The organism is Rhodohalobacter sulfatireducens (genome assembly GCF_022012475.1).
In the GTDB taxonomy this organism is placed as follows: Bacteria; Bacteroidota; Rhodothermia; order Balneolales; family Balneolaceae; genus Rhodohalobacter; species Rhodohalobacter sulfatireducens.
This window is the reverse complement of sequence record NZ_JAKLWS010000053.1, coordinates 1-14936: the sequence shown is the minus strand read 5'-3', so window position 1 is coordinate 14936 and position 14936 is coordinate 1. Positions and strand designations below refer to the sequence as shown.

30 protein-coding genes are annotated in these 14936 nt (G+C 40.1%); all 30 read left to right on the top strand.

The genetic code is table 11. From position 1 onward, the window contains the following. The coding region (locus L6773_RS20565; protein ID WP_237854778.1) for an EF-Tu C-terminal domain-related protein at positions 1-97 on the top strand (97 nt) is incomplete at its 5' end. Positions 98-110: 13 nt separating this feature from the next. Beyond that, positions 111-422: a 30S ribosomal protein S10 gene (gene rpsJ, locus L6773_RS20560; protein ID WP_237856541.1), complete on the top strand. Its 312-nt coding sequence runs from the start codon at positions 111-113 to the stop codon at positions 420-422. 17 nt (positions 423-439) lie between these two features. Next, a complete protein-coding gene (gene rplC, locus L6773_RS20555) occupies positions 440-1084 on the top strand; it encodes a 50S ribosomal protein L3 (RefSeq protein WP_237856540.1) in 645 nt (214 codons plus the stop codon). Next, positions 1081-1731 (top strand): 50S ribosomal protein L4, encoded by a 651-nt coding sequence (rplD, locus tag L6773_RS20550; RefSeq protein WP_237856539.1) that lies wholly within the window; start codon positions 1081-1083, stop codon positions 1729-1731. The genes rplC and rplD overlap by 4 nt, the downstream gene beginning before the upstream one ends. Further along, positions 1728-2018 carry a 50S ribosomal protein L23 gene (gene rplW, locus L6773_RS20545; protein ID WP_237856538.1) on the top strand — a complete coding sequence of 97 codons (291 nt, stop codon included), beginning with the start codon at positions 1728-1730 and terminating at the stop codon, positions 2016-2018. The genes rplD and rplW overlap by 4 nt, the downstream gene beginning before the upstream one ends. A gap of 13 nt (positions 2019-2031) precedes the next feature. Then, positions 2032-2874, top strand: a complete 843-nt coding sequence (gene rplB, locus L6773_RS20540) for a 50S ribosomal protein L2 (RefSeq protein ID WP_237856536.1) — start codon at positions 2032-2034, stop codon at positions 2872-2874. A 6-nt stretch (positions 2875-2880) separates the two neighbouring features. Beyond that, a complete protein-coding gene (gene rpsS / locus L6773_RS20535; protein ID WP_237856535.1) occupies positions 2881-3150 on the top strand; it encodes a 30S ribosomal protein S19 in 270 nt (89 codons plus the stop codon). Positions 3151-3163: 13 nt separating this feature from the next. Then, positions 3164-3538, top strand: a complete 375-nt coding sequence (gene rplV, locus L6773_RS20530) for a 50S ribosomal protein L22 (RefSeq protein ID WP_237856534.1) — start codon at positions 3164-3166, stop codon at positions 3536-3538. Between the two features lie 14 nt (positions 3539-3552). Beyond that, positions 3553-4290 carry a 30S ribosomal protein S3 gene (rpsC, locus tag L6773_RS20525; protein ID WP_237856533.1) on the top strand — a complete coding sequence of 246 codons (738 nt, stop codon included), beginning with the start codon at positions 3553-3555 and terminating at the stop codon, positions 4288-4290. A 15-nt stretch (positions 4291-4305) separates the two neighbouring features. Further along, a complete protein-coding gene (rplP, locus tag L6773_RS20520) occupies positions 4306-4731 on the top strand; it encodes a 50S ribosomal protein L16 (RefSeq protein ID WP_237856532.1) in 426 nt (141 codons plus the stop codon). 15 nt (positions 4732-4746) lie between these two features. After that, positions 4747-4944 (top strand): 50S ribosomal protein L29, encoded by a 198-nt coding sequence (gene rpmC, locus L6773_RS20515; RefSeq protein ID WP_237856531.1) that lies wholly within the window; start codon positions 4747-4749, stop codon positions 4942-4944. Between the two features lie 3 nt (positions 4945-4947). Next, positions 4948-5214, top strand: a complete 267-nt coding sequence (gene rpsQ / locus L6773_RS20510) for a 30S ribosomal protein S17 (protein ID WP_237856530.1) — start codon at positions 4948-4950, stop codon at positions 5212-5214. 22 nt (positions 5215-5236) lie between these two features. Beyond that, entirely contained in the window at positions 5237-5605 is a 369-nt protein-coding gene (rplN, locus tag L6773_RS20505) for a 50S ribosomal protein L14 (RefSeq protein ID WP_237856529.1), read from the top strand. A 12-nt stretch (positions 5606-5617) separates the two neighbouring features. Next, on the top strand, positions 5618-5971 hold the full coding sequence (gene rplX, locus L6773_RS20500; protein ID WP_237856528.1) for a 50S ribosomal protein L24: 354 nt from the start codon (positions 5618-5620) through the stop codon (positions 5969-5971). 11 nt (positions 5972-5982) lie between these two features. Beyond that, positions 5983-6528 carry a 50S ribosomal protein L5 gene (rplE, locus tag L6773_RS20495; RefSeq protein ID WP_237856527.1) on the top strand — a complete coding sequence of 182 codons (546 nt, stop codon included), beginning with the start codon at positions 5983-5985 and terminating at the stop codon, positions 6526-6528. 29 nt (positions 6529-6557) lie between these two features. Beyond that, the gene (rpsN, locus tag L6773_RS20490) at positions 6558-6827 is read left to right on the top strand and encodes a 30S ribosomal protein S14 (RefSeq protein ID WP_237856526.1); all 270 of its coding nucleotides are present in this window, start codon (positions 6558-6560) and stop codon (positions 6825-6827) included. A gap of 16 nt (positions 6828-6843) precedes the next feature. Further along, positions 6844-7239, top strand: a complete 396-nt coding sequence (gene rpsH / locus L6773_RS20485; RefSeq protein WP_237856525.1) for a 30S ribosomal protein S8 — start codon at positions 6844-6846, stop codon at positions 7237-7239. A gap of 18 nt (positions 7240-7257) precedes the next feature. Next, positions 7258-7812, top strand: coding sequence for a 50S ribosomal protein L6 (rplF, locus tag L6773_RS20480; protein WP_237856524.1), 555 nt, complete (start codon positions 7258-7260; stop codon positions 7810-7812). A 20-nt stretch (positions 7813-7832) separates the two neighbouring features. Further along, positions 7833-8201: a 50S ribosomal protein L18 gene (rplR, locus tag L6773_RS20475; RefSeq protein ID WP_237856523.1), complete on the top strand. Its 369-nt coding sequence runs from the start codon at positions 7833-7835 to the stop codon at positions 8199-8201. Between the two features lie 11 nt (positions 8202-8212). After that, a complete protein-coding gene (gene rpsE, locus L6773_RS20470; RefSeq protein ID WP_237856521.1) occupies positions 8213-8737 on the top strand; it encodes a 30S ribosomal protein S5 in 525 nt (174 codons plus the stop codon). A gap of 26 nt (positions 8738-8763) precedes the next feature. Next, on the top strand, positions 8764-9216 hold the full coding sequence (gene rplO / locus L6773_RS20465) for a 50S ribosomal protein L15 (RefSeq protein ID WP_237856519.1): 453 nt from the start codon (positions 8764-8766) through the stop codon (positions 9214-9216). A 31-nt stretch (positions 9217-9247) separates the two neighbouring features. Next, complete coding sequence (gene secY / locus L6773_RS20460) at positions 9248-10555, top strand: preprotein translocase subunit SecY (RefSeq protein WP_237856517.1); 1308 nt, start codon at positions 9248-9250, stop codon at positions 10553-10555. Continuing rightward, the gene (gene map, locus L6773_RS20455; protein WP_237856515.1) at positions 10555-11364 is read left to right on the top strand and encodes a type I methionyl aminopeptidase; all 810 of its coding nucleotides are present in this window, start codon (positions 10555-10557) and stop codon (positions 11362-11364) included. Before secY ends, map begins: the two co-directional genes overlap by 1 nt. After that, positions 11357-11575, top strand: a complete 219-nt coding sequence (gene infA / locus L6773_RS20450) for a translation initiation factor IF-1 (protein WP_237856513.1) — start codon at positions 11357-11359, stop codon at positions 11573-11575. Before map ends, infA begins: the two co-directional genes overlap by 8 nt. An 11-nt stretch (positions 11576-11586) precedes the next feature. Next, positions 11587-11703 (top strand): 50S ribosomal protein L36, encoded by a 117-nt coding sequence (rpmJ, locus tag L6773_RS20445; RefSeq protein WP_083750331.1) that lies wholly within the window; start codon positions 11587-11589, stop codon positions 11701-11703. A gap of 18 nt (positions 11704-11721) precedes the next feature. Then, on the top strand, positions 11722-12099 hold the full coding sequence (gene rpsM / locus L6773_RS20440; protein WP_237856511.1) for a 30S ribosomal protein S13: 378 nt from the start codon (positions 11722-11724) through the stop codon (positions 12097-12099). Between the two features lie 25 nt (positions 12100-12124). Continuing rightward, positions 12125-12535 (top strand): 30S ribosomal protein S11, encoded by a 411-nt coding sequence (rpsK, locus tag L6773_RS20435; RefSeq protein WP_237856510.1) that lies wholly within the window; start codon positions 12125-12127, stop codon positions 12533-12535. An 18-nt stretch (positions 12536-12553) separates the two neighbouring features. Further along, positions 12554-13159 (top strand): 30S ribosomal protein S4, encoded by a 606-nt coding sequence (gene rpsD / locus L6773_RS20430; protein ID WP_237856509.1) that lies wholly within the window; start codon positions 12554-12556, stop codon positions 13157-13159. Between the two features lie 27 nt (positions 13160-13186). Continuing rightward, complete coding sequence (locus tag L6773_RS20425) at positions 13187-14164, top strand: DNA-directed RNA polymerase subunit alpha (RefSeq protein ID WP_255727816.1); 978 nt, start codon at positions 13187-13189, stop codon at positions 14162-14164. A 12-nt stretch (positions 14165-14176) separates the two neighbouring features. Further along, entirely contained in the window at positions 14177-14743 is a 567-nt protein-coding gene (rplQ, locus tag L6773_RS21865; protein ID WP_369431606.1) for a 50S ribosomal protein L17, read from the top strand. Positions 14744-14936: the final 193 nt, after the last annotated feature.

The following is a 14936-nucleotide window of genomic DNA, read 5'->3' as shown; positions in this document are numbered from 1 at the left end:
GATCCAGCCGGTGGCGATGGAGAAAGGCCTTCGGTTTGCGATTCGCGAAGGCGGACGTACCGTCGGAGCGGGCGTGGTTAGTGAAATTAACGACTAAGAGGTTTTAATACGTGGCAACACAACAAAAGATCAGAATAAAACTGAAATCATACGATCATAACCTGATCGATAAATCGGCAGAAAAGATTATTCAGACAGTGAAATCTACGGGTGCGGTCGTTTCAGGCCCCATTCCTCTGCCGACAAAGAAAAGTATTATTACAGTTAACAGATCTGTGCATGTTGATAAAAAATCACGTGAGCAGTTTGAATATAGATCACACAAACGGTTGATAGATATTCTTTCTACCGGATCACAAACTGTAGACGCCTTGATGAAGATGGAATTACCATCAGGCGTAGACGTGGAAATTAAAGTTTAAGACATAGAGATAGTTAAATGAGTGGTTTAATTGGAAAAAAAGTAGGGATGACAAGCATCTTTGATGAACTTGGCAGAAGTATTCCTGTTACAGTCATTGAAGTTGAGCCATGTACTATCACCCAGATAAAAACGGACGAATCGGATGGCTATAATGCCGTTCAGCTCGCAGCTTTTGATAAAACCGGTAAAAATGTATCCAAAGCAGTAAAAGGACATTTTGATAAAGCTGGTTCATCTCCCAAAAAGGTAGTATCTGAAATCAGAGACTTCATACCTGAAGGACTTGAACTAGGTGATCAACTAACAATTGAGGATGTATTTAATGTTGGTGACCTTGTTGATGTAGTAGGCATATCCAAAGGAAAAGGATTTACCGGGGTTATGAAACGGCATAACTTTAGTGGAGTTGGCGATCAAACTCACGGTCAGCATAATCGAGAACGTGCACCGGGTTCTATTGGTCAGGCTTCTGATCCTTCACGTGTATTCAAAGGAACTAAAATGGCCGGCCGATCCGGAAATGCCAGGACTAAAGTGAAAAACCTGTCTGTTGCAAAGATTTTATCTGAATCCAACATGCTACTTATAACAGGTTCTGTACCTGGTCCAAAAGGCGGCTATTTGGAAATTTATAATCAATCAGAGGAAGTAACCTCATGAAATTGACGATTAAAAAAACTGACGGAAAAAGCAGCAGCAAAAAAGCTGAATTGAATGATGCTATTTTCGGAATTGAACCTAATGAAACGGTTCTTTACGAAGATGTACGCAGGATTCTTGCTAATAAACGCCAGGGAACAGCCAGTACTAAAGAACGTGGCGAAGTTCGTGGCGGTGGTAGAAAAGCATATAAGCAGAAAGGAACCGGTATGGCCCGTCGTGGGTCGATCCGATCTCCACTTTTAAAAGGGGGTGGGACAGTATTTGGTCCCAAGCCAAGAAATTATACTGTTAAGCTTTCTAAGAAAGCGAAAAGTTTGGCAAGGAAATCGGCCCTTTCATTGAAGGCAAATGAAGAGGCGATCATCATTACTCAGAATTTTGAATTTGATGAACCGAAGACCAAACAGGTTGTAGAAATTCTTGAAGCACTAGAATTGAGCGGAAAGAAAGTGCTATTTCTAACTGCAGAAACAGATAAAACCCTTTATTTATCTGCAAGAAATATTCCTGGAGTTTCTGTTCTTGAAGCCAACAAGCCAACTACTTATGAAATAATGAATGCAGATGTACTTGTCATTCAGGAAGGGGCTGTGGATGTACTTGAAGAAACATTTGAGCCTAAAGTTGAGGAGGAAGCAGCATGAGTGTTTTAGTTCAACCGTTAATTACTGAAAAGTTAACACGACTTCAGGAAGAGCATCAGCAATATGCTTTTGAAGTAGATAGAAATGCATCTAAACCTGAAATTCGAAGAGCTATTGAAGATAAATATCCCGATGTAAAAGTAGCTCGGGTGAATACAATGATTATGCCTTCAAAGCCGAAAGGACGATACACGAAAAGTGGATTTGTTCAAGGAAGAAGTAAAGTTTGGAAAAAAGCGATCATTACGTTGAAGGAAGGCGAAATTGATTTCTTCGCAGAAATTTAAATTTATTTAGATAATGGCTACCAAGAAAATAAAACCAAATACTCCGGGACAACGTCATAGAACGGCACCGGTATTTGACGATGTAACAACCAACAATCCCAGCAAGAAGCACACAAAGGGAATCCACAAATCCGGCGGCAGAAACAATCGCGGTCGGATGACAATGCGCCATCGAGGTGGCGGCCACAAGCGTAAGTATCGAGTAATCGATTTTAAGCGCGACAAAGTGGATATCCCCGCAAAAGTTCAGACAATTGAGTACGATCCAAACCGAACTGCTCGAATTGCTTTACTCGCTTATGCTGATGGTGAAAAGAGATACATTATCGCTCCAAATAAACTAAAAGTTGGGGATACTGTTATTAGTTCAGAGTCTGCACAACCAGAAGTTGGGAATTCAATGCCAATGATGAGTATGCCTCCGGGTACGTTCATTCACAATATTGAATTACATCCGGGTAAAGGTGGACAACTTTGCAGAAGTGCCGGAACTGTAGCCCAAATGGTAGCAAAAACAGAAAGATATGTTACCGTAAAGCTACCTTCTGGTGAATCACGACTGATTTTGGGTAAATGTTTTGCAACAGTTGGAGCTACCAGTAATCCCGATCATTTCAACACATCGAAAGGGAAAGCGGGCAGAAGTAGATGGCTTGGAAGACGTCCACGTGTACGTGGTGTTGCTAAGAACCCGGTAGATCACCCAATGGGCGGTGGTGAAGGAAAAGCTTCCGGAGGCCATCCAAGATCTCCATGGGGACAATCCGCCAAAGGGAAGAAAACAAGGCATCCAAATAGATTGTCGTCTAAATACATCGTGAGACGAAGAAAAACTAAAAAAGCTAAACAACAGTAAAAGAGTATGCCAAGATCATTAAAAAAAGGGCCTTACGTTTACTATAAGCTGCAACGCAAAATTGATGCGATGAATGACAGCAGCAAAAAGAAAGTAATTAAGACATGGTCCAGAAGTTCAATGGTAACACCAGACTTCATCGGATTAACGATTGCTGTGCATAACGGAAAGCAATTTATACCTGTATACATAACTGAAAATATGGTCGGACATAAACTGGGAGAATTTGCACCAACCAGAACATTCCGTGGCCATCCTTTAAAAAAGGCAAAATAATTTAGATTGATTCATGGAAACGTCAGTATTAGAAGCAAGAGCAATACAACGTCACTTAAGAAAATCACCACGTAAGGTGAGACTCGTTGCCGATGTTGTACGTGGTGAACAAGTCGATAAAGCTCTTAAGAAACTTTCATTTTTGAATAAAGCTGCATCTGATGATGTATCGAAAGTAGTTCGTTCTGCGGCAGCTAATATTCGAGATAAGTTCCAGGAAGAACGTCTTGATGATGACCAGATATACATCAAAACGATCTATGTAAATGAAGGGACAACCCTGAAGCGAATTCAACCCAGAGCACAGGGCCGGGCGAACAGAATCAATAAGCGAAGTTGCCACATAACTGTTGTAGTAGCTAAGCAAGAAGAAACCTTAACTGATTAATAAACGAGGATAATTTGGGACAAAAAACCAATCCAATCGGACTTAGACTTGGAATTATTCGAGGGTGGGATTCCAATTGGTATTCCGAAGAGAACAAGCAAGAGATCTTGCATGAGGATACCAAATTAAGAGAATATCTCCATGCTCGACTTAGAAATGGAGGCCTTTCTAATGTAGTAATTGAACGGACTCCGAAAAGAATTCTTTTGACCCTCAATACGTCTCGGCCCGGTGTAATTATCGGTAAGGGCGGTGAGCAGATTGAATTGCTTCGAGAAGAGTTGAAAAAAATCACTAATAAAGAAGTTCAAATTAATGTTAGTGAGATTAAACGACCTGAGCTGGATGCCAGTTTAGTTGCTCAAAATATTGCCCAGCAGTTAGAAGCACGTGTTTCTTTTCGACGAGCGATGAAAACAGCTATCTCCTCTGCGATACGAATGGGTGCTAAAGGAATTAAAATCCGATGTGCCGGCCGATTGGGCGGTGCTGAAATGGCCCGAACAGAGCAGTATAAGGAAGGACGTGTACCATTACATACACTCCGCGCAGAAATTGATTATTCGAACACAACCGCAAATACCATTTATGGTTCTATCGGTGTAACAGTTTGGATTTTTAAAGGAGAAATTATTGGAGATGTTGATCTTGCTCCGGGATCTCAGAGTCAGCAAGAAAAAGATCAGGGCAGAAAACGTTCTGGCCGGGGAGGTAGAAAATCCCGAAGAAGCAGAAGACGATCACGTAACTAATAGGATTAATATAAGATGTTAGAACCCAAACAAATTCACAGACGCCGCGTTCATCGCGATAAACTGAAAGGGAACGCGCAACGAGGACATACACTGGCTTTTGGAAGTTTTGGATTAAAAGCTCTTGAACCAAAATTCATTACTTCAAGACAAATTGAAGCTTGCAGGGTAACTATTGCACGGACGCTGCAACGTGATGGGAAAACATTTATCAGAATTTTTCCTGACAGGCCTATTACAAAGAAACCTGCTGAAACAAGAATGGGTAAAGGTAAAGGTGCTTTAGATCATTTTGTTGCCGTTGTAAAACCTGGTCGAATCCTCTTTGAAATTTCGGGCGTGAATGAAGACCTGGCAAAAGAAGCACTAAGACGGGCCTCCCATAAACTTCCGATTAAAACGAAATTTATTAAACGTCGGGATTACGACAGCGAAATTTAAGACAAACTGAGTAACATGAAAGCACACGAAATGCGTGATTTGTCACTGACTGAATTAGAAGCAAGGTTGAAGGATGAGAAGGAAGCATTGTCTGATCTTCACTTTAACCAGGCAATTGCCGGTCAGGTTGAAAATCCTGCAAGGATTAAAAATACACGTCGGGAAATTGCCCGATTGAAGACGATTATTAATGAAAAAATAAGTGCTGAATAAATTATGGCAGAAGCACAACAAAGATCACAAAGAAGAACAAGAACCGGTAAAGTTGTCAGCAACAGTATGGATAAGAGTATTACCGTTGCTGTAGACCGTCAGGTGAAACATGCTATTTATGGCAAGTTCATCACTAAAACAACAAAGTACATGGCACATGATGAAAATAATGATGCCAACCCCGGTGATACAGTTCTGATTATGTCAACACGACCTCTTTCAAAGCGCAAATCTTGGCGTTTGGTTGAGGTATTGGAAAGAGCAAAATAACGATCAATTTGTAAGGTAGATCATGATTCAAACGCAATCTTTACTGAATGTTGCTGATAACAGTGGCGCCAAAAAAGTGTATTGTATTAAAGTTCTTGGAGATTCGAGAAAACGATATGCGAGAATAGGCGACCTAATATCCTGCTCCGTAAAAACAGCAATACCGGGAGGTAATGTTAAAAAAGGAGAAGTTGTAACTGCTGTTGTCGTTAGAACTAAAAAAGAAATTCGACGCCGCGACGGAAGCTATATTCGCTTTGATGAAAATGCGGCGGTAATTATTAACAAAGAAAACGAGCCTGTTGGAACACGTATTTTTGGACCCGTTGCCAGAGAATTACGGGAAAAAAATTATATGCGTATCGTTTCACTGGCTTCGGAAGTACTTTAAACCAATTTCGTTATGCCCAGGAAGTATAACACCAAAAAGAAATTACACGTTAAAAAAGGTGATGACGTATTAGTCATTGCCGGGAACGATAAGGGTCAGCGCGGTCGTGTACTCATGGTAAATCCTCAAAAAGAACGAGTTCTTGTTGAGGGAATTAATATGAGAACACACCATGATCAGCCAACCCAGGAGAATCCACAGGGTGGTCGTCTTAAACGAGAAGCACCTATACACGTATCAAACGTGATGGTTATCGATCCCACAACGGATGAACCCACCAGAATAGGTAGAAAACGAATTGATGAAGAAGGTGGTGGCCGTTGGGTTCGATATTCAAAGAGCAGTGGCGAAATTATTGACAAATAAGTTTAACCAGAATGGCAGAAGCAAGACTTTATACAGAATACAAAAAAGAGATCGTTCCAAAACTTAGAGAAGATTTTGGATACGAAAACATCAATGCGATCCCAAAGCTCCAAAAAATTGTAATCAATGTTGGAGCTGGCGAAGCGATAAACGATGCTAAATATTTGGACACAATTGTTGATAACATTGGTGCTATTACCGGTCAGCAACCAATTAAAACCAAAGCGAAAAAATCAGTATCGAACTTCAAGCTTCGAGAGGGAACACCGATTGGTTGCAAGGTTACTCTCAGGAAGAAAGTGATGTATGAATTTATGGATCGATTGATTAACCTGGCTCTGCCAAGAACCAGAGACTTCCAGGGTATTCCCAATAAAAGTTTCGATGGACGTGGCAATTACACCATGGGTATTAAAGAGCATACCATTTTCCCTGAAATAGATGTTGATAATACAAACATGGTACATGGTATGGACATTACCTTTGTAACCAATGCTGAAACTGATGAAGAAGCATTTGCGCTTCTGAAGCATTTTGGAATGCCTTTTAAGAAGTAATTTTAATTTGACAAAAAAGCAATAATACAATGGCAAAGAAATCCTGGATTGCTCGTAACGAAAAAAGAAAACGAACAGTTAAAAAATATGCCGAAAAACGCCGAGAGCTGAAAGAAGCAGGCGATTACGAGGCACTGCAAAAATTACCGAGGGATGCCAGTCCTACAAGAGTAAGAAACAGATGCTCTCTTACAGGACGTGCTCGCGGATACATTAGTGAATTCGGTGTTTCAAGGATAAAATTCCGCGAACTGGCACTAGATGGAAAAATTCCCGGTGTTCGAAAAGCAAGTTGGTAAACAGAGATAACAGAACATGAATAGCGATACTATATCAGATTATTTAACACGAATTCGAAATGCTCAGCAGGCTGGTCACCGTCGTGTGGACATTCCCGCTTCAAAAGTAAAAAGAGCAATGTCTAAAATTCTTGTTGATAAAGGTTACATCAGCAGATTTATTGATATTGAAGATAACAAGCAGGGTGTGTTGAGATTATTTCTCAAATACGATGCATACGGAAAACCGGTTATCAAGGAAATGAAACGAATTTCAAAACCCGGGCTAAGAAAATACAGCGACAGTGATAATCTGCCCAAAACTTATGGAGGATTGGGAATTGTAATTATCTCAACATCCAGAGGGGTTATGACCGACAAAGAAGCAAGAAAATTAAAAGTAGGTGGAGAAGTCCTCTGCTCAGTTTACTAAAAAAAGATTGATACGATTATGTCGAGAATAGGAAAACGACCAGTCCCATTTACGGATAAAGTTGAGCTCATTATAGGAGCCGATAATGTAGTGACTGTAAAAGGTGAGAAGGGTACAGGTTCGATACGAGTTCACCCGGATATTAAGGTTGAAACCAAAGACAATGAAATTGTCCTCACCCGGCCAAGTGAATCAAAAGAGCATAAGTCTCTTCATGGGCTTTACAGATCCCTGCTGAGTAATATGGTTGATGGCGTTACTGAGGGCTATAAGAAATCACTCGAGATTATCGGGGTCGGTTTTCGCGCAACTTATACAAACGGCGTACTTGAACTGAACCTTGGATTTTCACACCCAATATATTTTGTACCGCCGGAAGGAATTGATATCGAAGTAGATACAAAAAGTCGTAAGAATCCGGTGATCCATATTTCTGGCATCGATAAAGAACTGGTAGGGCAAGTGGCTGCTAAAATCAGATCACTTAGAAAACCTGAGCCCTATAAAGGAAAAGGTGTTCGATATGTGGATGAATGGGTTCGACGTAAAGCCGGAAAATCTGCAGCTAAATAATCCATTAAGATTCTGAAACAATGAGAAAAAATAATTTAAAACAAGAACGCAGGAGCAAGATTCGGAGACGAATCCGTTCTACTATTCGTGGCACAGCTGATCGTCCAAGATTGTGTATTTACAAAAGTAGCAAACACGTTTATTTGCAATTGATAGATGATCGGGAAGCTGTAACCATGGTGTCTGTATCAACTAAAACTGCAGATTTACAGAAAGAACTGAAGGATAAAGAATCTGTTGAAGCGGCAAAGATTATTGGGGAAGCAATTGCTGATGCTGCAAAAGACAAAGGAATTACAAAAGCCGTATTTGATAGAAGTGGATATAAATACCACGGTATCGTTAGGGCTGCGGCAGAAGGTGCACGCGAAGGAGGTTTAGACTTATAAATAATTAAATTATGCCAAAAGTAAGACGTAAACATAATATACCAGCAGCAAATTTAAATCTTGAAGAAAAACTGGTTCATATTAACCGGGTTGCAAAAGTTGTTAAAGGTGGACGCCGATTCAGCTTTAATGCAATTGTTGTGGTTGGTAATGGAGAAGGCGTTGTTGGTCACGGTTTAGGGAAAGCCAATGAGGTTTCAGATGCGATCCAGAAAGGATTCGATAATGCCAAGAAAAACCTCATTAAAGTTCCATTGACCAAGACAGGAAGTATTCACCATCCTGTTGTTGGTAAAGCAGGAGCCGGAAAAGTATTGTTAAGACCTGCATCGGACGGTACTGGTGTAATTGCCGGTGGTGCTGTAAAGGCGATCTTAGATGTTGCCGGTGTACAAAATATATTGTCAAAATCTCTTGGATCGCCTAATCCACATAACATGGTAAAGGCTGCATACGAAGCATTGAAACAGGTAACAGACCCTGTTGATGTTGCACAGCGTCGTGGCATCAGTGTTCAAAAAGTTTTTGAAGGATAAGAAATCGATTTAATACGGACTGCATTATGAAATTACACAATTTAAAAGCACCCGCAGAAAATAAGAAGAAGCGGAAACGAGTGGGCCGAGGTCAAGGATCCGGTATGGGCGAACAGTCCGGACGGGGACATAATGGGCAAAACTCTCGAAGCGGTGGAGGTGTTGGCGCTTGGTTTGAAGGCGGACAAATGCCACTACAGCGAAGAATTCCAAAATTTGGTTTCAATAACAATTTTCGTACTGAGTACCAGGCTCTGAATGTGCAGAAAGTTTCTGACTTTATTGAAGCCGGTAAATTGTCTGAAGAGATTTCAATTGAAGATCTCATCGAGGTTGGAATTATTGGAAAAAACGAGAAAGTAAAACTTCTTGGCTCCGGCGAAATTGATAAAGAAGTTACTATTGAAGTCCATGCGAGCAGCGGATCAGCAAAAGATAAGGTAGAAGCTGCAGGCGGATCAGTCACCATAATTTCCTAATTAAACTAAAGCCCTTTAGGTCTATTTCTACATGAGCTTAATTGAGAATTTTAGAAACATCTTTAAAATTGAAGACCTGAGAAACCGCATACTTTATGTGGTGGGTGTTCTATTAGTTTACCGAATTGGAAGTTTTGTAACTATGCCTGGTGTTGATGCCACTATGCTTACTCAACAGACGGGGAATGCATCGAGTCTTCTCGGTCTATTTGATATGTTTGTTGGGGGTGCATTTTCAAGAGCAGGTGTATTTGCACTTGGAATTATGCCATATATTACTGCAGCAATTATCATTCAGTTGATGGGTGCTGCTGTTCCATATTTCCAGAAATTACAGCGTGAAGGAGAAGAGGGACGAAGAAAGATTAATCGACTGACTCGATATGGTACAGTTGGGATTACGGCTGTTCAGGCGATAGGTTTTGCAATTAATCTGATTGCAACATCCCCTAATGCAATTGTTGTTAGCAATACGGCATTTATTCTAACTTCTATTATTGTACTGACTGCCGGTACGACATTTGTAATGTGGCTTGGTGAACGAATTACAGACCGCGGGATCGGAAATGGTATTTCATTACTGATCATGATTGGGATTATTGCCGTACTTCCTACGAATCTTATTAACGAAATTACAACTACCAATAATGCGATTATTGTAATTGTTGAATTGGCAGGCCTAGCACTCGTCATTGCATCTTGTGTTCTATTAACCCAGGGAGTACGAAAAATTCCAGTACAATATGCTAAGCGTGTGGTTGGCCGGAAAGTATATGGTGGTACAACGCAGTATTTACCTTTGCGTGTAAATGCTGCAGGTGTTATGCCGATTATTTTTGCCCAGTCAATTATGTTTATCCCGAGTACAATTGGCACATTTTTCCCTGAAAATCAAACCGTACAATGGCTAACGGCCTGGTCGGCTGATTTTACCGGAGTTACATACTCTATTGTGTTCTTTATAGTCTGTGTGTTCTTTACTTTTTTCTATACAGCGATCGCCATCAACCCAAAAGAGATGGCCGATACTATGAAAAGACAGGGTGGTTTTATTCCTGGTGTTAGGCCAGGTAAACAAACGGTTGAGTTCATTGACAATATTTTGACGAAAATCACATTACCGGGCTCCTTGTTTCTATCTTTTGTAGCCATATTACCTGCAATTGTAGCAAATATGGGAGTTACAGCTGGATTTGCTCTTTTTTACGGAGGTACAAGCCTCTTGATTATTGTTGGAGTAGCATTGGATACACTTCAACAGGTAGAAAGTCATCTAATGATGAGGCATTACGACGGTTTTATGAAATCCGGTAAGATAAAAGGAAAACGAAGAGCTTAATGATTTTCCTGAAAAGTGAATCTGAAATTAAAAAGATGCGGGCAGCAGCTCAGCTTGTTTCAAGAACGCTGGCTGAGGTTGCCAAAGAGATTAAGCCCGGCATAGAAACAGGTACACTTGACAGGATAGCAGAAGATTATATAAAAAAAAACAATGCGCGCCCGGCGTTTAAAGGATACGGTCCGAAAAGTAGTCCGTTTCCGGCAACATTGTGTATATCTGTGAATGATGAAGTTGTTCACGGAATTCCTGGTAAACGAAGATTGAATGAAGGCGACATTGTTTCCATTGATTGTGGTGTGGAAAAAGATGGTTATTTTGGTGATCATGCCTACACCTTTACCGTTGGAGATTGTTCTGCCGAAGACAAAAAGTTACTGCGAGTAACTCTTGAATCATTATACAAAGGTATTGATAAAGCCATACACGGAAATAAAACCGGTGATATTGGCAATGCTGTTCAATCCCATTGTGAAGAACATGGTTTTGGAGTGGTTCGTGATCTTGTAGGCCATGGTATTGGTAAAGATATGCACGAAGATCCATCTGTACCGAATTATGGCAAACCCAATAGGGGTGATCGTCTTAGGACTGGCATGACACTGGCCATCGAACCCATGATTACACGTGGGAGCTGGAAAGTGCAAACAATGGATGATAAATGGACAATCAAAACCGCCGATGGTTCTAAAGCAGCGCATTTTGAGCACGATATCGTAGTTCGTGAAGGAGAAGCTGAAATTCTCAGTACTTTTGATTATATTTCTGAGATAACGAAAAATGAAATTTTAGAAACGAATTATGGCTAAACAGGAGCCGATCAAACAAGACGGAAAGATTTTAGAGGCATTACCAAATGCTCAATTTCGAGTAGAATTGGATAATGGACATGAAATACTGGCTCATGTTTCAGGTAAAATGAGAATGTACTACATCAAAATTTTACCGGGAGACAGAGTAGCAGTTGAAATGTCTCCATACGACTTAACAAAAGGAAGAATAACTTATAGGTACAAATAGGTGATATTATTATGAAGACCAAATCTTCAGTTAAGAAAAGAAGTTCAGACGATAAAATTGTACGTAGAAAAGGACGAGTATACGTCATTAACAAAAAAAATCCGCGACATAAGCAGCGGCAAGGCTAAATACAAAAGGTTTGTTTTATGGCAAGAATTGCAGGGGTAGATTTACCCAAACAAAAAAGAGGTGTAATTGGCTTAACATATATCTTCGGAATTGGCAGGACTACTGCTAAAAAGATTCTCGAAGAAGCCGGAATAGATCCGAATGTTAAAGTTGAAGACTGGGAAGAAGACCAGGTTTCAACCCTCAGAAATATCATTGATAATGAGATGAAGGTTGAAGGTGCACTTCGCACTGAAATTAATGCGAACATTCGGCGATTAATTGAAATTGGAAGTTACCGCGGAGTTCGTCACAGAAAAGGATTGCCGGTTAGAGGGCAGCGTACTCAAACCAATGCGCGTACAAGAAAAGGAAAGAGAAAAACTGTGGCTGGTAAGAAAAAAGCTGTTAAATAATAAATTGCTAAATATTTAATCGAAAATGGCTAAAAGACAACGAAGACCGTCCGACAAATCGGCTCGAAAAAAAAGAAAAAAACAAGTTGCCGATCCTAATGGTATGGCATTTATCAAAGCTACATTCAATAATGTATTAGTAAGCGTAACAGACGCTAACGGTAATGTGCTTTCATGGTCATCATCCGGAAAAGAAGGTTTCAAAGGATCGAGAAAAAATACTCCGTATGCAGCTCAATTGAGTGCAGAAACTGCAGCAAGAGCTGCTTATGATATGGGGCTTAGAAAAGTCGAGGTTTTTGTTAAAGGACCCGGTTCTGGGCGGGAAGCTGCTGTACGGGCATTGGCTACCAGCGGTTTGGAAGTAACATCTATTAAAGACAGAACCCCGATTCCGCACAACGGGTGTCGACCACCAAAAAGAAGAAGAGTTTAATATAATAAGTAAGCAATAATGGCAAGATATAGAGGACCTAAACAAAAAATAGCCCGACGTTTCAAAGAGCCAATTTTCGGCCCAAGTACAGCATTGGAAAGAAAACCTTATGGGCCTGGCCAGCATGGGCGGAGCAGATTTACGCGAAAATCTGAATATGCAGTTCAGCTTGATGAGAAACAAAAGGCTAAATACACGTATGGTTTGCTCGAAAAGCAATTTCGTAATACTTATGAAAAGGCAACTCGTCAAGAAGGTGTAACCGGTGAGGTTCTGTTACAATTGTTGGAATCCAGGTTGGATAATGTTGTTTTTAGATTAGGCTTTGCAAGAACAAGAAGGCAGGCAAGACAGCTAACATCACATAAACACATTGTTGTAAATGGCCAGGTGGTAAATATTCCATCATATGAGGTTAAACCTGGAGATGTAATCAGTTTACGACCGAAATCTAAGAATTTACAACTCGTTACGGAAGCGCTGGAAAGTTATTCCACCAGCAAATACAAATGGCTTGAAACAGATAAGAAATCCAGAACTGGGAAGTTCTTAAATCTTCCTGTAATGGAAGAGATACCAGAGAATATCAACGTACAGTTGATTATCGAGCTTTATTCTAAATAAATTTAAACAGTTTATACTTAGTTCACTATGAATAACTATAGTTTACAAATGCCTGAATCTTTAGAAGTTGAAAAAGATTCAGAAAATTTTGGAACATTCATCCTTCAGCCACTCGAAAGAGGATTTGGTGTTACGATAGGAAACTCTTTTCGAAGAGTGCTTCTTTCTTCACTACCCGGATTAGCAATTACTGCTGTTCGAATAAATGGTGTAGAGCATGAATATTCCAGCATTGACGGAGTTAAAGAAGATGTTTACGAAATCATTCTTAATCTCAAGCAAGTTCGATTTAAGCAGGTTGAACAGAGTGGTGGAGTCATAAACCTTACCAAAGAAGGACCTGGTGATTTAACTGCCGGAGACATTGGAGAAGCTACCGCGGATTTTGAAATACTCAATCCTGATCAAATCATTGCCACTCTTTCTGATGGAGTCTCTTTAGAGATGGAATTCAGAGTGGGTCGCGGACGTGGATATGTTCCGGCTGAAGAGATGGCTTCTGACTTTGAAGATGAGATTAATCTTCTTCCAATAGATGCAATTTTTACACCGATAAAATCTGTACAGTTTGATGTAGAAAACGTTCGTGTTGGACAGAGAACTGACTATGAAAAATTGGTGATGAATGTAACAACCGATGGATCATTAAATGCAAAAGAGGCACTAACAATTTCCGGTAAGATTCTCAAAGAACATATTGAGAAGTTTATTACAGAGAAAATTGAAGAGCCATTTACTCAGGAAGAAGAAGAAGTTGATGCTGAATTCCAGCGAATTCAGAACCTGATGAAGACAAGTATAGAAGACCTCAACTTGAGTGTTCGTGCATATAACTGTCTAAAATCAGCTAATATAAATACAATAGCTGAATTAGTTTCCAGGGATGAACAGGATCTTCTGAAATTTAGAAATTTCGGTAAGAAATCGCTTGCTGAATTGGTTGAAGTAATTGAAGAAAAGAATCTTGAATTTGGAATGGACGTTTCCAAATACACAGAAAAATAAGAGGAATTTATTATGCGTCATCGTGTAAAAGGCAGAAAATTAAGCAGAACCAAGCCGCATCGTAAAGCAACTTTTCAGGCTTTGAGTGCCGCTTTGATTAAAGAACACAGAATTCAAACAACTGTGGCAAAGGCAAAAGAACTTAGAATGTTCATTGAACCTTTAATTACAACTGCCAAAGTTGATAATGTACACAACCGGAGAAAAGCCTTCTCAAAACTCCAAAACAAGGAAGCTGTAACCGAACTGTTTGAAACAGTAGGCCCTGCAGCAGACGGAAGGCCTGGTGGATATACACGAGTTTTAAAACTTGGAAACCGTTACGGGGATTCAGCAGAGATGGCCGTAATCGAGCTTGTGGATTTTAACGATATTAAACCTGAAAGTAAGAGCTCGAAGAAGAAGAAAACAAGAAGAGCTGGAAAGTCTAATAAACCGACTCCAGCTAGCGATACGTCTACTAAATCTGATTCCGATACTAAGAAAACCAAATCTAAAAAGTCGGAATCAGAAGCTGCGGAGCAGAGCAAATCTGAAACCAGCGACAGTACTACTTCCGAAGAAAAAGAGGAGAAGTAGTAGTAGGAAAAAAAGTAAATTTTTTGTCAATTAAAGTTGGCATTGAATTGAAATGATTCTTACCTTATGAATCTGCTTTGAAAACGAAGCAAACTAACGTTCTTTAAACATATTGAAAGACAGACATAAACAGATTGTTTGAGTGAGTCGGGGGATAAGATTTTCCAGAGTGTACTATTATAATATAGATATA